This window comes from Zeimonas arvi (genome assembly GCF_008039575.1).
Classification (GTDB): Bacteria; Pseudomonadota; Gammaproteobacteria; order Burkholderiales; family Burkholderiaceae_E; genus Zeimonas; species Zeimonas arvi.
On record NZ_VDUY01000001.1, the window covers coordinates 88150 to 105997 of the forward strand.

At 68.7% G+C, this 17848-nt stretch carries 16 protein-coding genes; 7 read left to right on the plus strand and 9 right to left on the minus strand.

Annotated elements, in window-relative coordinates; genetic code table 11:
- Positions 1–109 precede the first annotated feature (109 nt).
- The 4 genes from FHP08_RS00405 (at position 110) to FHP08_RS00420 (ending at position 4873) form a co-directional block, all read left to right on the plus strand.
- Positions 110–1333, plus strand: coding sequence for a CaiB/BaiF CoA transferase family protein (locus FHP08_RS00405; protein WP_147702338.1), 1224 nt, complete (start codon positions 110–112; stop codon positions 1331–1333).
- Positions 1334–1424: 91 nt separating this feature from the next.
- Positions 1425–3020 carry an acyl-CoA carboxylase subunit beta gene (locus FHP08_RS00410; RefSeq protein ID WP_225878976.1) on the plus strand — a complete coding sequence of 532 codons (1596 nt, stop codon included), beginning with the start codon at positions 1425–1427 and terminating at the stop codon, positions 3018–3020.
- A 48-nt stretch (positions 3021–3068) separates the two neighbouring features.
- Positions 3069–4037 (plus strand): Bug family tripartite tricarboxylate transporter substrate binding protein, encoded by a 969-nt coding sequence (locus tag FHP08_RS00415; protein ID WP_147702339.1) that lies wholly within the window; start codon positions 3069–3071, stop codon positions 4035–4037.
- Positions 4034–4873, plus strand: a complete 840-nt coding sequence (locus tag FHP08_RS00420) for an amidohydrolase family protein (protein ID WP_147702340.1) — start codon at positions 4034–4036, stop codon at positions 4871–4873. Before FHP08_RS00415 ends, FHP08_RS00420 begins: the two co-directional genes overlap by 4 nt.
- 44 nt (positions 4874–4917) lie before the next feature.
- On the opposite strand, the gene FHP08_RS00425 is transcribed toward FHP08_RS00420, so the two are convergent.
- From FHP08_RS00425 to FHP08_RS00465, 9 genes are all read right to left on the minus strand, one after another.
- The gene (locus FHP08_RS00425) at positions 4918–6276 is read right to left on the minus strand and encodes an acetyl-CoA carboxylase biotin carboxylase subunit (protein WP_147702341.1); all 1359 of its coding nucleotides are present in this window, start codon (positions 6274–6276) and stop codon (positions 4918–4920) included.
- A gap of 4 nt (positions 6277–6280) precedes the next feature.
- Entirely contained in the window at positions 6281–6874 is a 594-nt protein-coding gene (locus tag FHP08_RS00430) for a c-type cytochrome (RefSeq protein ID WP_147702342.1), read from the minus strand.
- Positions 6861–8117 carry a sulfite dehydrogenase gene (gene soxC, locus FHP08_RS00435; protein ID WP_147702343.1) on the minus strand — a complete coding sequence of 419 codons (1257 nt, stop codon included), beginning with the start codon at positions 8115–8117 and terminating at the stop codon, positions 6861–6863. The genes FHP08_RS00430 and soxC overlap by 14 nt, the downstream gene beginning before the upstream one ends.
- A 71-nt stretch (positions 8118–8188) precedes the next feature.
- The gene (locus tag FHP08_RS00440; protein WP_147702344.1) at positions 8189–9208 is read right to left on the minus strand and encodes a YeiH family protein; all 1020 of its coding nucleotides are present in this window, start codon (positions 9206–9208) and stop codon (positions 8189–8191) included.
- Positions 9209–10252 (minus strand): FAS1-like dehydratase domain-containing protein, encoded by a 1044-nt coding sequence (locus FHP08_RS00445; RefSeq protein WP_147702345.1) that lies wholly within the window; start codon positions 10250–10252, stop codon positions 9209–9211.
- The gene (locus FHP08_RS00450; protein ID WP_147702346.1) at positions 10249–11451 is read right to left on the minus strand and encodes a CaiB/BaiF CoA transferase family protein; all 1203 of its coding nucleotides are present in this window, start codon (positions 11449–11451) and stop codon (positions 10249–10251) included. Before FHP08_RS00450 ends, FHP08_RS00445 begins: the two co-directional genes overlap by 4 nt.
- A 14-nt stretch (positions 11452–11465) precedes the next feature.
- A complete protein-coding gene (locus FHP08_RS00455; RefSeq protein ID WP_147702347.1) occupies positions 11466–12521 on the minus strand; it encodes a tripartite tricarboxylate transporter substrate binding protein in 1056 nt (351 codons plus the stop codon).
- Positions 12522–12575: 54 nt separating this feature from the next.
- Positions 12576–14156 (minus strand): acyl-CoA carboxylase subunit beta, encoded by a 1581-nt coding sequence (locus FHP08_RS00460; RefSeq protein ID WP_147702348.1) that lies wholly within the window; start codon positions 14154–14156, stop codon positions 12576–12578.
- Positions 14153–14962, minus strand: coding sequence for a GntR family transcriptional regulator (locus FHP08_RS00465; protein WP_187272109.1), 810 nt, complete (start codon positions 14960–14962; stop codon positions 14153–14155). The genes FHP08_RS00460 and FHP08_RS00465 overlap by 4 nt, the downstream gene beginning before the upstream one ends.
- 80 nt (positions 14963–15042) lie before the next feature.
- On the opposite strand from FHP08_RS00465, the gene FHP08_RS00470 reads away from it, so the two are divergent.
- Genes FHP08_RS00470 through FHP08_RS00480 form a run of 3 tightly spaced genes read left to right on the plus strand, consistent with a single transcriptional unit; the run spans position 15043 to position 17820 of the window.
- The gene (locus FHP08_RS00470) at positions 15043–16005 is read left to right on the plus strand and encodes a Bug family tripartite tricarboxylate transporter substrate binding protein (protein ID WP_147702350.1); all 963 of its coding nucleotides are present in this window, start codon (positions 15043–15045) and stop codon (positions 16003–16005) included.
- Positions 16005–17552, plus strand: a complete 1548-nt coding sequence (locus FHP08_RS00475) for an acyl-CoA carboxylase subunit beta (protein ID WP_147702351.1) — start codon at positions 16005–16007, stop codon at positions 17550–17552. The genes FHP08_RS00470 and FHP08_RS00475 overlap by 1 nt, the downstream gene beginning before the upstream one ends.
- A gap of 40 nt (positions 17553–17592) precedes the next feature.
- Positions 17593–17820: a biotin/lipoyl-binding carrier protein gene (locus FHP08_RS00480; protein ID WP_147702352.1), complete on the plus strand. Its 228-nt coding sequence runs from the start codon at positions 17593–17595 to the stop codon at positions 17818–17820.
- Positions 17821–17848 lie beyond the last annotated feature (28 nt).

A 17848-nucleotide genomic window follows, 5' to 3' on the forward strand; every position in this document is an offset into this window, starting at 1 on the left:
GGATTAATTGATCAGAGAAACCAATTTTACAGATTGCCCGACGCGTACCTAGAGTCCGTCATGAGCGTCAACCCGACGCCTTCGGAGGCACTGAACGGTCATGCGAGAAATGGACGACGAGCGGACACCAGAAACGCACGGACCCCTGTCGGGACTGAGAGTCGTCGAGATCTGCAATACGATCGCGGGGCCGGCATGCGCGCGACTCCTTGCGGATTTCGGCGCGGACGTGACGAAGATCGAGCCGCTCGAAGGCGATGGCGTCCGGCAGATGGGCAAGCACTTCCAGGACGTATCCCTCTACGCCGCCACGATCCTGCGCAACAAGAAATCGGTCGCACTGGACCTCAAGTCTCCCGAAGGCAGTCGACTGGCCTTCGAGTTGATACGACACGCGGACATCCTCGTGGAGAACAATCGTCCGGGCGTGATGGAACGACTCGGTCTCGGATTCGACCGCTTGTCCGAGGCGAATCCCGGACTCGTCATGGTCCGCATCAGCGGCTACGGGCAAACCGGGCCCTATGCGCAACGCCCTGGCTACGGCGCGATCTGCGAGGCCTTTGGCGGCGTGCGGCACATGACGGGCGACCCTGATCGCCCGCCGGCGCGGGTGGCGCTCGCAACGACCGATTACCTCACCGCCGTGTATGCGGCCCTCGGAGCCGTGATGGCGATCCACGAGCGCACCGGGAGCGGGAAAGGACAAGTGGTCGACGTGGCGCTCTACGAGACCGCTTTCTCGCAGATGGAATCCTACGTGCCTGCCTACGAGAAGACCGGCTTCGTCCCTGCCCGGGTCGGACCGAACCTGCCCACGATGGCGCCGAACAGTCTCTATCCGACTTCCGAAGGGGGCTGGATCCTCATTGCGGCCAACAGCAACGCGATCTTTGCCCGCCTGGTCGCGCTCATGGATCAGCCCGAACTGCTGGCGGACGCACGCTTCGCGTCGATTCAAGCCCGGGGGCGCCCAGACAACATGCGCGCGCTCGACGCGATCATTGCGGCGTGGACTTCCACGCTCGATGCGCAGTCGCTGGAAGCGCGATTGCGAGAGGCCGAGGTGCCGACCTCCCGCGTCTACACGATCGCCGACATCTACGAGGACCCGCACTTCGCGGCCCGCGACATGCTCGTGTCGGTCCCGCATCCCGCCCTGGGGCACACCACGCAGGTCGGGGTGGTGCCCAAGCTCTCGCGAACACCGGGTTCGATCCGGCACACCGGACACGACATCGGCGCCGACACCTGCGAAGTCCTGTCCAGGCTCGGTGTGACCCGGCAGGAAATCGACGATCTGGTCGCCAAGCGGGTGGCCGGTTCGGCCTGAATCCGGGCAGAGCCTCGCAGTCGAATCGCTCAACTCACGAAGGAGCCCTTCCGTGTCACACGCAGGCAGGTATCCCAGCACCGAGGCCGACATGCCGGCCGAATCGGCCGAATCCGCAGGGAATGCGCCTCGGACCTTCTCGGCCGATGGCGAATGGGCCGAGGAACTCCAGGAGCTCGCAGTGCGGCGGGCCGAAGCCGCGGCAATGGGGGGCGAGGAAGCACTCGCGAAGATGAGGGCGCAGGGTCGCATGAACGCGCGGGAACGCATCGCCGCTCTGCTCGACCCGGGCAGCTTCCGCGAGATGGGGCGAGTTGCAGGCAAAGGGCGGTACGACGCCGAGGGATTCTTCCAGGGCATCAGCCCCGTCAATGCAATCATCGGCAACGGGCGGATCGAAGGACGGAAGGTCGTCGTGTCGGCCGACGACTATTCGCTGCGGGCGGGATCCTCGGAAGCCACGATCTCGGACAAGTGGGTCTATGCGGAGCGCATGGCATTGACCCTCAAGATGCCGCTCGTCCGCCTGGTCGACACAGCGGGCGGCAGCGTCAAGCTGCTGGAGCAGCAGGGCAGCAGCAAGATCCCGGGGTACCCGAACTGGCCGGTCGTCGAACTCCTGCGCACCGTTCCTGTCGTTGGCGTGGCGCTCGGATCGTGCGCCGGTCTCGGGGCGATAAAGGTGCTCATGTCGCACTTCTCGGTGATGGTGCGTGACCAGGCTCAGGTATTCGCCGCAGGCCCGCCAGTCGTCAAGCAAGCCTATGGCGTCAGCATCGACAAGAACGATCTGGGCGGCTATACGGTCCATCGGCGCAGCGCGCTCGTGCACAACGAGGCAAGCTCGGAGGAGGACGCGCTTGCCCAGGTGCGCCGATTCCTGTCCTACCTTCCTCGCAATGCCGCAAGACTGCCCACCCGCACTGCATGCAGCGATGCGCCGGACAGGGCCGACGATTGGCTCAAGAACGCCATCCCGAAGGATCGCCGCAAGGTGTTCGATGCCCGCCGCATTCTTGCGTCGGTGTTCGACGAAGGATCGATCTTCGAGATCGGTCGATACCAGGGTGGGTCGGTGATCACCGCGCTCGCCCGGCTGGACGGCTATCCGGTGGGCGTCCTGTGCAGCGATCCCAGGGTCGCCGGAGGCGCGATGACGCTCGCCTCGGCCTGGAAGACCGAGCGCCACGTGAAGCTCTGCGACACCTTCGGCCTGCCGGTCATCAACCTGGTGGATCAACCCGGCAATGCCACCGGTCCGGAGGCAGAATTGCAGGGCACCTTGCTTGGTGCCGTGCGCGTGATGATGACGCTCGAAACGATACGCGTGCCGTGGATGTCGATGATCCTGAGACGGGCGTTCGGAATGGCTGGCGGACTTCACGCGCCGAAGTACTTCCCCCAGCTCAATCATCGGATGGCCTGGCCCTCCGCACGCTGGGGATCGATACCGATCGAAGGAGGCGTCGCCGCGGCATACCGCAGCGAGATCACGGCAGCGGACGATCCAGAGGCCCGACGCCAGGAACTCGAGGCCTATTACCACCGCATCGGATCACCGTTTCGCACTGCGGAGAAGTTCGGAATCCTGGACATCATCGATCCCCGGGAGACCCGTTCGGTCCTCTGCGATTGGATCGAGGACGCCTACGAGGTACTCGAGGCAAATCGGCCGACTCAGCGATAGCGCGAGCGGAAGGAATGAAGTGATCAAAGCGCACGAGAGGAGACCTGGATGAACACGCTGATTCGAAAATCGCTGCTGGCAGTGGCTTCGCTGCTTGTCGCAGGCGCGGCAGCAGCACAGTATCCGGACAAACCGATCCAGATCATCGTGCCATTCCCGCCGGGTGGCAGCGTCGACCCGATCGCCCGGGCCCTGCAGAATGACATGCAGGCCCGCCTCGGCGTCCCGCTGGTCATATCGAACCAACCAGGCGCGGGTGGGACTCTGGGAACAGCGAAAGTCGCCAGGGCAACGCCGGATGGATACACGCTGGGCATCACCACGGTAGGCCCGCTCACCACGCAACCGCACATGACGCAGTTGCAGTACGACATCGACTCTTTCGACTACGTCTGCCGAACGCATGTGACTCCGCAGGTTCTGGCCGTTCCCCTCGATTCGCCGCTTCGCACGCTGAAAGACTTCATCGAGTATGGCCGGAAGAACTCCGGCAAGATCACGCTCTCGTCGACAGGGATCGGGTCTCTGCCTCACCTCGCGGCGGTCGAACTGGGTCAACTGGGCGGCTACGAATGGGTGCACGTCCCGACCAAGGGTGACTCCGAGGCGTTGACACTCGCGCTTTCGGGGGACATCACCGGGTGGATCGCCGGCGTCCAGACCTTCTCGCGGATGTCATCGAAGCTGAGAGCACTCGGAATCCTCGAGGAAGCGCGCAACCCGGCATTGCCCGACGTCCCTACTTTCAAGGAACAAGGTATTCCCCTGTCCTCGGCCGGCTGGGGCGGGCTCATCGCGCCAAAGGGAACCTCGCCAGCAATGGTCGCGAAGCTCTCCGACGCCTGCGCACAGGCATCCAGATCCCCCGAGTTCCTGAAGATCCTGAATACACTCCTCGTTCCGCAGGGCTATTTGCCGGCATCCGAGTTCGAGGCCTTCGTGAGGCAGGAATACGAGCGTTACGGAACGCTCATCAGGCAAACCGGCGCTGCACCGGAAAAAGGAAGCGCTCGATGACGCCCTCCGAAGTGCCGGCAGGTGCCTGCGACTCGCACGTGCACCTCTATGGCCCATTGGACAGGTATCCGGTCGCGCCGCAGGCGGCCTATGCCGTGCCGGATGCAACGCCAGAAGAGTTCCTTTCGCTGCAGAAGGCGGCAGGGATTTCGCGGGCCGTCATCGTACATGCCGTCGCCAGTGGCCGCGACAACAGGCGAACGCTCGATGCCCTGTGCGAACATCCGGATCGTTTCCGTGGCGTGCTCACGCCGCCGCTCGCACTGCCGACGGACCAGCAGTTGGCCAACTGGGATCGAATCGGCGTACGGGGAATCCGTTTCTCCTACACCGGATCGGCGCAACCCGGCATGAAGATCGACCTGGCGTTGGTCAGGCGGATTGCCGCCTTGGGCTGGCACGCACAGGTGCATATCGAGCATGACCAGATCCTGGAACTCGAAGGCCTGCTCTCAGACTTGCCCGGGCGCGTGGTCATCGACCACATGGCCAGAATCCCCGCGACCGGCGCCGTGTCGAGCAAATCCTTCGCTGCCCTGCTGCGCCTTCTCGACCGCGGCAACGTCTGGGTCAAGCTGTCCGCGCCGATGAGACTATCGGCCGAACCCGGCCCGCCGTATCGCGATGTCGGTGAGATGGCCCGCGCCCTCGTCGATCATGCACCCGAGCGATTGGTCTGGGGATCGGACTGGCCTCACGTGAACTTCCCGGGCCCCATCCCGCGTTACATCGCGTTGCTGCAATTGATGGAGGACTGGGTACCGGACGTCGGGCTCCGGAAGCGCATCCTCGTCGACAACGCCTGCGAACTCTACGGATTCCCGGTGCCCGGCTGAGGCCTGGACGGCACCGTTCCTCCGCGTCGTTCGACGACTCTTGCCTAGACCGCCGCGCGCATCCGCTGCGTGACCACGGCCGCGAGCCCGGTGTGCACGGCCCCTGCCGCGAACTCCGGGCTCTCCAACACCGCGGCCAGGAAAGGCAGATTGGTCTTCAGGCCCTCGATCCGGAACGCGCGCACCGCCTCGAGTGCCTTGCGGATTGCCGCGGGCCGGTCCGCCGCATGCACGATCAGCTTGGCGATCATCGGATCGTAGTACGGCGTGACCCGGTCTCCCTCTGCAAAGCCGCTCTCGATCCGCACGCCCGCCATCTCGGGCGGCCGGAAGACTTCCAGCGGACCGGGCGACGGGATGAATCGCAGCGGATCCTCGGCGTAGACGCGCAACTGGATCGCATGTCCATTGCGCGGCAGCTGCATCGGGATCACGTCGGACAGGCGCTCGCCGTACGCGAGCCGGATCTGCGAGGCGACGATGTCGACCCCGGTGATCTCCTCGGTCACGCCGTGCTCCACCTGCAGCCGCGTGTTCATTTCGAGGAAGCTGAAGCCGACCTCGGGCTCGTACAGCGTCTCGACCGTGCCGATGTTGTCGTAGCCCAGACCCTGCATGATCGCGGTGGCGCGATCGGCCATCGCGTCGGCGGTGGGCCCGGCCAGGCCCGGCGCGCCCGCTTCCTCGATCACCTTCTGGTGGCGACGCTGCACCGAGCAGTCGCGCTCGTACAGGTGCATCGCACTGCCGTGGCGATCAGCCAGCAGCTGGAACTCCACGTGGCGCGGCTGCTGCAGGAGGCGCTCCACGTAGAGCTCGCCGTTGCCGAAGCTGCGCGCGGCGAGCGAGCCGGCGCGCTCGATCGCGGAGGCCAGCGACGCCTCGTCGTGCGCCGCCAGCATGCCGATGCCGCCACCGCCGGCAGCGGGCTTGACCAGCAGCGGAAAGCCCACCGCAGCCGCGCGGGCCACGCGTTCCTCCGCGCTGCCCGACAGAACCTCGCTGCTCGGGCACATCGGCATGCCGTGCGCCTTCATCAGCACCTTGGCGCGCGTCTTGTGGCCCATCGCGTCGAGCCAGCGCGGACTCGGCCCGATGAAGGCGAGCCCGGCGTCGCGCACCGCCTGCGCGAACTCGGACTTCTCCGAGAGGAAGCCGTAGCCCGGGTGCACCGCGTCGGCTCCGCTGCGGCGCGCAGCCTCGAGCAGCGCACCGATGTCTAGGTAGCTTGCCGCCGCGGGCGCCGGCCCGATCGCGTGGGCCTCGTCGGCCTCCCGCACGTGGGGCAACGCCGCGTCGGCCTCGGAGTACACCGCCACCGTCTTCACACCCAGGCCGCGCGCGGCACGGTTGACGCGGCGCGCCACCGCCCCGCGGTTGGCGATCAGGATTTTCTTGAACATGGGTTCACTTGCAGTCGGTCATGCATCGCTCGGCGATGAAATCCGCCTTCATCGGGCCGGGCCTGAAACCGTCGCGGTTCGGCATGCGCACCGCCGGCAGGCTGCGCGCGTCCATCGTCGCGTCGGCGCTCACGATACCGTTGGCGTGCAGCAGCCAGGCGGCCAGCGCGTAGACCTCGTTGGCGCTCAGCGATTGCGGCTGGTCGTGCGGCATGGCTCGGCGCACGTAGTCGAACAGCGTGGGGGCGTAGGGCCAGTAGCTGCCGACCGTACGCACCGGCTTGTCGGTGGCGAGCGTGCCCTTGCCGCCCACCAACCGGTCGGCCGGCTTGCCCTCTCCGTTCGCGCCGTGACAGGCCGCGCACTTCTGCGCGTAGATCGCCTTGCCCTGCGCCACGGTGCCCGAGCCGGCGGGCAGGCCGGTGCCGTCGGGGCTCACGTCGATGTCCCAGCCGCGCAGTTCCTCCGCGCTGGGGGCTCGGCCGATGCCGAAGGGCTTGCCGCCGTTCGCCGCGATGTGCTGGCCAGTGCCCGCGCAACCGGCCAGGAGGACGGCCGCGACGATCGTGGCGCCGATGAAACCTTCACGCGTGGACATTCGTGACCTCCCCGTTGGCGCCGATCTTCCAGCTCTGGATTCCGTTGTAGTGGTAGAAGGTGTTCGACCCGCGCTCATCGATCAGCCGCTGCCGCGTGGGCTGCACGTAGCCCGACTCGTCCACCGCCCGGCTCTGGAGGATCGTGGGCGAGCCGTCCCACTCCCAGGGCAGGCGAAAGCGGGTGATCGACTTGCTGAGCACCGGCTCCTGCAGGCGCGCCTCGCGCCAGCTGCGTCCGCCGTCCATCGACACGTCCACGCTGCGGATCTTGCCGCGTCCCGACCAGGCGATGCCGCTGATCTCGTGGAAGCCCTTTTCGCGCAGCGTCTGCCCGCCCGAGGGCGACAGGATCACCGACTTCGCATCCATCATCAGGGTGAACTGCAGGGCCGTGCCGTCGCGCTGCAGGTCGGTGTACTTGGAGGTCTCCTCGCGCGTGTGGAAGGGCTCAGCACCCACCTTCAGCCGCCTGAGCCACTTGATGCTCAGGTTCCCCTCGATGCCGGGCAGCAGCAGACGCAAGGGATAGCCCTGCTCCGGGCGAAGCATCTCGCCGTTCTGGCTATAGACGAGCATTGCATCGTCGAGCGCCAACTCGATCGGGACGCTGCGCGTCATCGCCGCGGCGTCGGCGCCTTCGGCCAGCAGCCAGCGGCCCTGGGGCTTGATGCCCACGTCGTCGAGGATCGTGGACAGCATCACGCCGGTCCACTCGGCGCAGCTCAGCAGGCCGTGGATCTCCTGAGCGGTCTTGCCGGCCGGCGCGCGCCATTGCGACAGGCTGTTTCCCGAGCACTCGAGAAAGCAGGTGCGCGACACGGCCGGGTAGCGCATCAGGTCATTCATCGTGAGCAGCAGCGGGCGCGCGACGAGGCCGTGGATCATCAGCCGGTGCTGGTCGGGGTCGATCATCGGCACCCCGGCGTGATGACGCTCGAAGAACAGTCCGTTCGGCGTGATCGTGCCGTGCAACCTGTGGAGCGGCGTGCGGGTCGCGGTCGGGAATGCCGCGGGCGCCGAAGGCAGCACGCGCGCCACGTCCTTCACGTGGGGCGACGGCAGGCCGTAGGGCGGGCTCAGGAAGGTCCTGCCCTGCTCCTTCATCCACTGCGGCGTGTCGGGCGGCAGGTTGCCGGCCTGCGTGCCGGTCGCCCTGGCGGCCAGGCTCGCGCCCGCAGCCAGCGCGGGGACCGCGCCGAGGCGGGCGAGTGCCCGCCGCCTGTTTCCTCGTCTGTCTTCCATCTTCACCTCCTCCTCGTTGTCGGTTCTGCTGGCGCCGGCGCCCACGACCGCCATGCCTGCCCCGTCGTCGGTCAGCGCAGCAGCGCCACGCCGCCCAGCACCACTGCGGCGATGAACAGCGTCTCGCCGACGATCATCACCACCGGCTGCCAGCCGAGTTCGGCCAACTGTCGGAAGGAGGTCTTCACCCCCAGGGCGGCAATCGCCACCACCAGGCACCAGCGCGACAGGTCGCCGAGCCCCGTGGCCACCGCTTTCGGGACGACGCCCACGCTGTTGAGCACCACCAGCGCGATGAATGCCACCAGGAAACCGGGCAGCAAGGGCGGGCGGGCGGCGGCCGGGGCTCCCGGATCCGCATGTGCGTCGTGCACGTTGCGATAGACCTGCGAGAAGATCACCACCACCGGCACAAGCAGCGCCACCCGCATCAGCTTGACCAGCGTGGCGCCGTCCCCCACCTCGGGCGAAATCATGAACCCGGCGCCGACCACCTGGGCCACGTCGTGGATCGATCCGCCCAGGAAGACCGCCGCGCCGCGCGCGTCCAGCGCCAGCGACTCGGCCAGCAGCGGGTAGAGCACCATCGCCACCGTGGACAGCGTGGTGACGCCCACCACGGTGAGCAGCGTGAAGCGCTGGTGATCCTTGCCTTGGGGAAGCACCGCCGAGATCGCCAGCGCCGCCGACGCGCCGCAGATCGCGACCGCGCCGCCGGTCAGCAGGCCGTCCGCCGCCTTGCGCCCGAGCAGGCGCGCCAGCAGCCAGCCGAAGAGGATCGTTCCGGCGACCGCGATCACGACGATGGCCGCGGGCATCAAGCCGAGGGCCGCGATCTGCTCCAGGCCGATCCGCGCACCCAGCAGCGCCACGCCGAACCGCAGGATCTTCTTCGAGGCGAAGTCGATCCCCGCCTTCACGCGCGGCCCTTCGGCGGCGAAGTTGAACGCCATGCCGAACAGCAGCGCGAACAGCAGTTGCGGGCCATCGTAGCGCTGGGCCAGGAAGCTGGCGGCCAGCGCGATCGTGACCGCGGTCAGGACGCCCGGTGCCAGGCCGCGCACTCGGCTCGCGAGGTCTCGCGCGCTCATCTACGCCGCGCCCTTCGGCGAATCGCCGCTCACTTGCCCGGGATGGATGCCCGTGCTCCGCTCTCGCAGCAGCAATCTCCCGGAGCCGGCGACGCGATACTCGTTGAGCGCTTCGAGGATCAGCAGGCGGCCGGCGCGCCGGCTTTCGCGGCTCTTCGCGCTGGCAAGGCGGCTCTCCGCGCGCACGCGCTCGCCCACCGCCAGCAACGAGTGCACCTCCACCGAGCTGCCGCCGTTGAGCACGGGTCCGGTCGCCACGCCGAGGCGGGCGGCGAGGCCGCGGCCGATCTCGCTCGACCCCTCGCGCCCGGTCGCCCGGTCCGAGGGGTCGAGCGGGCGGCTGCCCGGCGGCAGCTCGATGGCGTGGATCGGAAACAAGGGCGGCGCGACCACGCATCCGTACGCGCTCTGGCGCCCGGCCACCGGATCGAACTGATGCGGCAGGCAGTCGCCGACCGCCTCCGCGAACAGGCGCAGGCGGCTCAGGTCCAGCGGATAGGCCGATTCGGCGGCATCGACGACCGTGCCGATCCGCTGCCGGATTCCGGCAGGCACCCCTGCGTCGCCCGGGTCCGCGATGCTGCAGTCGAGCATCGAGGCCTCGGGCAGCTCGAGCGCCGGCAAGTCCTGCAAGGGACGGCCGTCGAGGCCCTGCAGCACCACCGCCCGCCCCCGGGTGCCGGCGGCCTGCTGGTCCAGGTTGAAGACCTCGAGCTCGACCTCGAGCAGGCGGAACTCGCCGCGCACCTCCGATCGGTCCACGCGGCCGCGTACCTCGAGGTGCTCGCCGACCCAGTCGGGCGAGGCGAAGGTGAAGTCCAGCCGCCAGATCCAGGCGTGCTCGCCGAAGGCCCGCTCGAGGAACTGCACCAGGAGGTGCTGCTTCAGGGCGCCGTTGACGACGCGCTCGCGCAACCCGGACGCCCGGGCGAACGGCAGGTCGAAGTGGATGCGGTCCCAGTTCTGCTGGGCCGCGCACCACCGGACCAGCCGGCTGGCGCCGAACCGCCCCTTGTGCAGGGACGGCAAGCCGGCCGCAGTCATCGGACCACGCCCGCCTGCCGGAGCGCTGCGATCCTTTCCTCGCCCAGACCGAGGGTCTCGGCGAGCACCGAGTCGGTGTCGGCGCCCAGCAGGTGCCCCGCCTCGCGGATCTCGCCCGGGGTCTCGCTGAGCCTGGGCACGATGCCCGGCAGGACCACCTCGCCGAGCCTGGGGTGCGGCACCTTGGCGAGCATTCCGCGCGCCGCGAAGTGCGGGTCGGCGAAGATGTCGGCGATCGTGTAGACCTTGGCCACCGGCACGCCCGCCTCCTGCATCCGGGCCACGATCTCGGCCGCGTCGTGCTGCGAGGTCCACGCCTCGACCATCGCATCCATCTCGTCGACCCGCTTGCCGCGCTCGATCTGGGTGGCGTAGCGCTCGTCGGCAGCCCACTCGGCGTGCCCCATCGCGGCGGCCAGCCTGCCGAAGATCGCGTCGTTGTTGGCGGCGATCAGCACGTAGCTGTCGTCGCGGCTGCGATAGAGGCTGTTGGGCGCGGTGTTCATCAGCCGCGGCCCCTGCCGCTTCGGCACCACGCCCAGCCGCGGAAAGGCCGGCACGTAGCTCTCCATCATCGAGAACGCGGTCTCGTACAACGCGGCATCGACCACCTGCCCCTTGCCGCTTCGGTGCCGCTGCTCGAGCGCGAGCATCGCGCCGAAGGCAGCGTAGACGGCGGTCAGGTAATCGGTGACCGCCAGCGCCACCCGGGCGGGCGGGCGATCGGGATCGCCGGTCAGGTGCCGCACGCCTGCCACCGCCTCGCAGATGGCGCCGTAACCGGGCAGGTGACTGTAGGGCCCGTCCTGCCCGTAGCCGCTGATCCGGACCATGATCAGGCCCGGATTGTCGCGGCTCAGTTCGTCGTAGCCCAGCCCCAGCCGCTCGAGCGTGCCGGGCCGGAAATTCTCGATCAGGAAATCGGCCGAGCGGGCCAGCTCGCGCACGAGCGCCTTCCCCTCGTCGGTCTTCATGTCGATGCAGACCGTCCGCTTGTTCCGCAGCATGCTGGCGCAGTACAACGACTCGCCGTGGTCCTGCAGACCCATGTTGCGCGCCGCGTCGCCCTCGGGCGGCTCGACCTTGATCACCTCCGCGCCGAAGTCCGCCATCAGGCGGGCGCACACCGGCCCCGCGATCGTCGAGCAGAGCTCGATGACCCGGTAGCCCGACAAGGGTCCCGAATTGCGTTTCGTCATGTCGACTCAGCCCTTCAGCGCTTGGCGAGGCCCAGGTCGGTCAGCACCTCGCGAGTCTCCGCGTAGGCGTTCTCGAGCTCGGCCCGGGTATCGGCGGCGTTGCGATAGCGCTCGGCCCACTGGCGCGACTCTACGAAGGCCTTCCACTCGGGGTCGTCGGTGACCTTGCGGAACAGGTCCTCCCAGTACGCGACCGCGGCGGCCGGCACGCCCTTCGAGGTCATCACGCCCTGCGCGCTGTTGTACGTGGCGTTCACGCCCAGCTCTCGCCAGGTCGGCACGTTCGCGAACGGACCCTTCAGCCGCTCGGCCGAGGCAATGGCCAGCACCCGGATCTTGCCGGCGTTCATCTGGGCCAGGACGTTGGGCGTGGTGGATGCCATCACGTCGAGGTGGCCGCCCAGCAGGTTGGTCAGCGACTCCTGCGACGACTTGTACGGCACCACCGTCATCTTGCCGATGTCCACGCCCGCGGCCTTCAGCGGCTTGGCCGCGCCGACGTGGATGTGGTTGCCGAGCGAGGTGGCCACGCCGAGCGACAGGCTGGTCGGGTCCTTCCTCAGCCGCGCGACCAGATCCATCGCGTCCTTGACCGGCGAATCCTTCGCGACCGCGATGGTCACGAACTCGCCGAACAGCATCGCGAGCGGGGTCACCTCGGCCGGCCCGAACGGCACGTGCCCGATGATGTTGTTGGTGAGCAGCGAGTAGGTGATCACCGTCAGGTAGTGCGGATCGCCCGGGTGCTGCTCGAGCGGCGCCATCGCGATCCGGCCGGCGCCGCCCGGCTTGTTCTCGATGATGATCGGCTGGTCGATCAGGCCGCGCTTCTCGGCGATGTTCTTGATCATGCGCACCGATTGGTCGAGCGCGCCGCCCGGCCCTGCCGGGATCGTGTAGAGCACCGGCTGGGTCGGCTTCCAGCCCTGGGCCTGGGCGACCGGCGCGACGCCGATCGACGCGAGCGCGATCAGCGCGCAGGCCGCGGCGGCGCGGCAGCCGAGCGCCGCCAGCGCCACGCGCCGGCTCGCGCGCTCGACTGCCGTTCTGACGCGATTGCATTGGGTCATGGTCGATGTCTCCCTGTCGTTCTCGAAGCGCCGGCGCCCGAGCGCCGGCCGGTTTCAGCGCAGGCCGCGCTGCTTGGTGCCGGTCTGGCGGGCGCAAAGCTGCGCCGCGTCGACCAGCCAGTCCCGGATCGCGTCCCGGGTCTCCGCGGGCCGGATGATGTCCACGATGCCGAAGCGTTCGGCGGTGCGGAAGGGTGAACTGAGTCGGTGGTAGTAGGCCTCCAGCTCGTCGCGCCGCGCCTTCGGGTCGGCCGATGCCTCGATGTCCCGCCGGTAGGCGGCCGCGACGCCACCCTCGATCGGGATCGAGCCCCAGCGCGCGGTCGGCCAGGCCACCCGGTGGTTGAGCGAGCGGCCTTCGGGGCCGTGCTTGGGGCCGTGCATGCCGCCGCCCACGCCGAAGGCGCGCCGGATCATCACCGAGAACCAGGGCACCCGCGCCTGCTCGATGGCCGCGATCGCCCGGATCGCGTCGCGCATGGTCCCGGCGCGTTCGGCCTCGAGCCCGAACATCACGCCGGGCTGGTCCACGAAGTTGACGATCGGGATATGGAAGGTGTCGCAGAGATCGACGAAACGCTCGGTCTTGCGCGCGGCCGCGGAGGTCAGCGCTCCGCCCATCACCCGCGGGTCGTTGGCCAGCACCCCGACCACCTGCCCCTCGAAGCGGGCGAGCATCGCGATGGTCGAGCCGCCGAAGAGCGGCGAGATCTCGAACAGGCTGTCCTCGTCGAAGACCGCCCGGAGGATCTTGCGCGGATCGTAGATGCGGCGCCGGTCTTCCGGCACCGCCTGGTCGAGCCAGGCCACCTGCCCCGGCGCCGGCGGCCGCGGCTCGGCGCTCGGCGGCGTCTCGAAGACGCTGGACGGCAGGTACGAGAGGAAGGCGCGCACCTGCGCGAAGGCGTCGTCCTCGGTGTCGGCGACGTTGTTCACGACGCCCGACTGCCTGGCGTGCACCTCCCAGCCGCCCAGCGCCTCCTTGTCGATGTCCACGCCGATGCCCTGCTTGACCACCGGGGGGCCGCCCGCGAACACCTGGGAGGCGCCGCGCAGCATGACCGAAAAGTGCGATGCCGCCACCTTGATCGCACCCAGGCCCGCGCAGGCGCCCAGCGCCACGCCCACCACCGGCACGCGCGAGAGCAGCGAAATCGACGGCCAGGCGGAGTAGCCGGGGATCTTCGTCGACTGCTGCTGCTCGAGCAGCTTGACGCTGCCGCCGGCGGTGTCGACCAGCCGCACCAGCGGAATCTGCATCTCGTGCGCGTAGCGCTCGGCGTAGACCCACTTGTCGGAAACCGTGGACTCCGAGGAACCGCCCCGGATGGTGAAATCGTCGGCCGACAGCACGGCGCGCCGCCCGTCGAGCCGCGCGCTGCCGATCACCGCGTTCGACGGCGTGAACGATTCGAAGCGCCCTTCCCTGTCGTACCTGCCCTTGCCGGCCAGCGCGCCCATCTCGCGGAAGCTACCTGGGTCGGCCAGGCGCCCGATCCGCTCGCGCACGTTCAGGCGCCCGCGCTCGCGGTTCTTGAGGATCGCCTCGTCGCCACCCATCTGCAGCGCGCTCGCGCGGCGCGCGGCGAGCTCGGCGTAGCGGTCGTCCTGTGCATCCTTCGTCGGTTCGCTCATCGTTCCTCGTCTCCAGTGCCGTTCTCCGAAGCGGCCGCCTCCCGCGCGGCGAGCTCCGCCTGCAGGGCGTGCATGGCCGCGTCCCGCGAGCCGCCGATCCGCCGGCGGACCAGCTCGGCGGCCTTCCCCGCATCGCGGCGGCGCGCCGCGCGCAGGATGGCGCGCCAGTCGCGCAGCGAGCGCTCGATCCCCCGGGCCGCGCCGAAGCCGAGCCGCGAATAGCGCAGCGTCTGCAGCGCGAGCGACTGCACCATGTCGAAGAGCAGGCCGTTGTCGCACAGCGCGCGCAGGCGGGTGGTGAGCCGGAAGGAGGCGAGCGCGTAGTCGTCGCGCGACCCCGACTTCGCCGCGGTCTCGAGCTCGGCCAGGCCGGTCGCGATCGCGTCGGCGAACTCCTCCGGGTGCGCCCGCACCATGCCCTCGTAGGTGGTGGCGATCAGCGATGCGCGCACCTCGAAGATGTCGTGCAGCTCCTGCAGGCTGTAGTCCGACACCTGCGCGCCCTTGCGCGGGACGACCACCAGCAGGCGGTCGCGCTCGAGCATGCGCAGGGCCTCGCGCACCGGCGCCCGGCTCACGCCCAGGACGGCGCAGATCTCCTCCTCCAGGATCCGCTGGCCCGGCTTGAGCCGGTCGAGTGCGATCATGCCGGCGAGCCGGGCGGCGACCTGCTCCGCTATCGACAGCGAGGGCAGATCGTGGTCGCCTCGCCGCAGCAGCACGCGCTGGATGTCGCGCATGAACTCGCTGGGCGGCTCGCGCAGTCCCGAGAGGTCGGGCAGGTTGGCTGTTCTCGGTTTTGCCATTTGCGTATTATTGTCGACATTAATTAGAATTGGCAACTCGCCGTCGGCGACCGCCGCGCAACGAACAGGAGACGACTTCGATGACTTCCGGACCTTCGCGCCGCCGCGCATTGAAGCAGGCCGCCGCCCTCGGCGCCCTGCCCGCACTCGCCAGCCTGCCAGCCTTCGCACAGGCCTTTCCGAGCAAGCCGATCCGTCTGGTGGTTCCCTACCCGCCAGGCGGCAGCACCGACATCCTGGCGCGGGCCTTCGCCGAGCCCTTCGCTCACGAACTCGGCCAACCGGTGATCATCGAGAACCGTCCCGGCGCGGCGACCAACATCGGCCTGGAGATCGCGGCCCGCTCGCCGGCCGATGGCTACACGATCTACTTCGGCACCAGCGGGCTGGCATCGAATCCGCACTTCGGCCCGGTGCCCCCCGTGGACGTATTCAAGGACATCACCCCGATCAGCCTGGTGGCATCGATGCCCTTCCTGGTGGCCGCGCACCCGAGCCTGCCGGCGAACTCGCCCAGGGAGCTGATCGAACTGGCCAAGGCCAGCCCCGGCAAGCTGATGATCAGCTCGGCGTCGCTCGAGACCCAGGTCAAGACGATCAACAAGCGCGCCGGCATCCAGCTGCTGCACGTGCCGTACAAGGGCGGCGCCCAGGCGACCAACGACGCCATCGCCGGCCACGTGAACCTGGTGGTCGCGCTGCTGCCGGTGCTGCTGCCGCAGATCAGGGCGGGCAAGCTCAAGCCGATCGCGATTTCGGCGCCGCGGCGCTCGCCGGCGGCACCAGAGATCCCGACCTTCCAGGAGATCGGCGTGGACGGCCCGACACCGAGCTGGTTCGCGCTGTTCGTGCCGGCGGGCACGCCGGCGCAGGCGATCGGCCGACTCAACGGCGCCGCGGTGGCGGCCGCCGCCGACAAGCCGCTTGTCGAGCGCACCCTTCAGCAGGGCATCGAGGTGCGCTCGAGCACCCCGGGGCAGCTCGCCGACCTGCTGAAGCGCGACTACGAGACCAACTCGGTCCTGGTGAAGGAGCTCGGCTGATGAGCGCCGCGACCCCGACCTTCGACCAGCTGGAGCTGGAGTTCCAGGAGCGCGCGGCCCGGGCCCGTGCGATGGGCGGCCCCGCCAAGCTCGCGGCGCGGCGCGCGACGGGCCTCCTTAACGCGCGCGAGCGGATCGACCGCCTCGCCGATCCCGACTCCTTCACCGAGTTCGGGCTTTTCGCGCAGTCGGCCCGGGAGGCCGATCGGGAGCGCACCCCCGCCGACGGCAAGATCTCCGGCCTGGTCCGGATCGACGGGCGCCCGGCGGCGGTCGTCTCGAACGACTTCACCGTCATGGGCGCGTCGAGCGCCTCGACGAACAGCCGCAAGGTCGGGCACGTGAAGGACATCGCCACGCGGCGCGGCCTGCCGATCGTCTTCATCGGCGAATCGACCGGCGCGCGCATGCCCGACGTGATGGGCGCGCGCGGCATCGGCGCGGGCGACCGGCCGACGCAGTACCGGCGCATGCGCGAGACGCCCTGGGCGTCGGCGGTGCTGGGGCACTGCTATGGCTCGTCGTCCTGGTACGCGGCCCTGTCGGACTTCGTCGTGATGCGCAAGGGCGCGGTCATGGCGGTGTCCAGCGTCAAGCTGACCTCGATGGCGATCAGCGAGGCGATGGAGCCCGAGGACCTCGGCGGCTGGCGCATGCACACCGACGTGACCGGCATGGTCGACCTGGCGGTCGACACCGACGAGCAGGCGATCGACGCGGTGCGCCGCTTCCTGTCCTACCTTCCTTCGCATCACCGGGAAGCGCCTCCGCTCGGCCCGTCCGGCCCCGAGCTGCGCCCCGACATCGACAAGGTTCGCCAGCTGCTGCCGCTCGAGCGGACCCGGGTCTACGACATGCGCAAGATCCTCGACTGCATCGTCGACCGGGGCTCGCTGTTCGAGATGAAGGCACGTTACGCGAAGAACATCGTGACCGCGCTGGCCCGCATCGACGGCCGTGTCGTCGGCATCGTGGCCAACAACCCGCTGCACAAGGGCGGGGCGATCGACGTCGACGCCTGCGAGAAGGCCACCTCCTTCATGGTGCTGTGCGACTCCTTCAACATTCCCCTTGTGTTCTTCGTGGACCAGCCGGGCTTCCTGATCGGCATCGAGGGGGAACGGCGGGGCGCGATCGGGCGGGTGATGAACTGGATGAACGCGATTTCGCTCGTCACGGTGCCCAAGTTCTCGGTGATCGTGCGCAAGACCTACGGGCAGGCGGTGCTCAACATGGGCGGTGGCGGCAACGCCGACGTCGTGCTGATGTGGCCCAGCGCCGAGATCAACTTCATGGACCCACGGCACGCGGTCACCATCGTGCACGGCGTCAAGCGCGACGACGACCCGGAGCGCTACGACGCGCTGCTCGACGAGATGGCCAAGGAGACCTCGGCCTACGAGATGGCCTCGCCCTACAACGGGCACATCGTGGTCATGCCCGAGCGCACGCGCGACACGCTGGCCGAGCTGCTCGACTCCGCCGGACTCCGGATGGCGGGCGGCGTGGGCGAGCACCTGATGCGGACCTGGCCGACCAGCTACTGACGCACCCCCCTATTCGACACACCTGACAGGAACGCACACCATGGCAAAAAGCATCAAGGTCCTCTCCGAGGTCACCGGCTCGGTCTGGAAGCTGCTCAAGCAACCCGGCGACGCGATCGCCTCGGGCGACGAGATCATGCTGATCGAGTCGATGAAGATGGAGATCCCGGTGGTGGCCGACGAGGACGGCACGCTTGCGGAGTTGCTGGTCGCGGAAGGCGACCCGATCCAGGAAGGCCAGGCGGTGGCCACGATCTCGGCCAGCTGATTCGCGAAACCCTCCCGCTTGACACGGC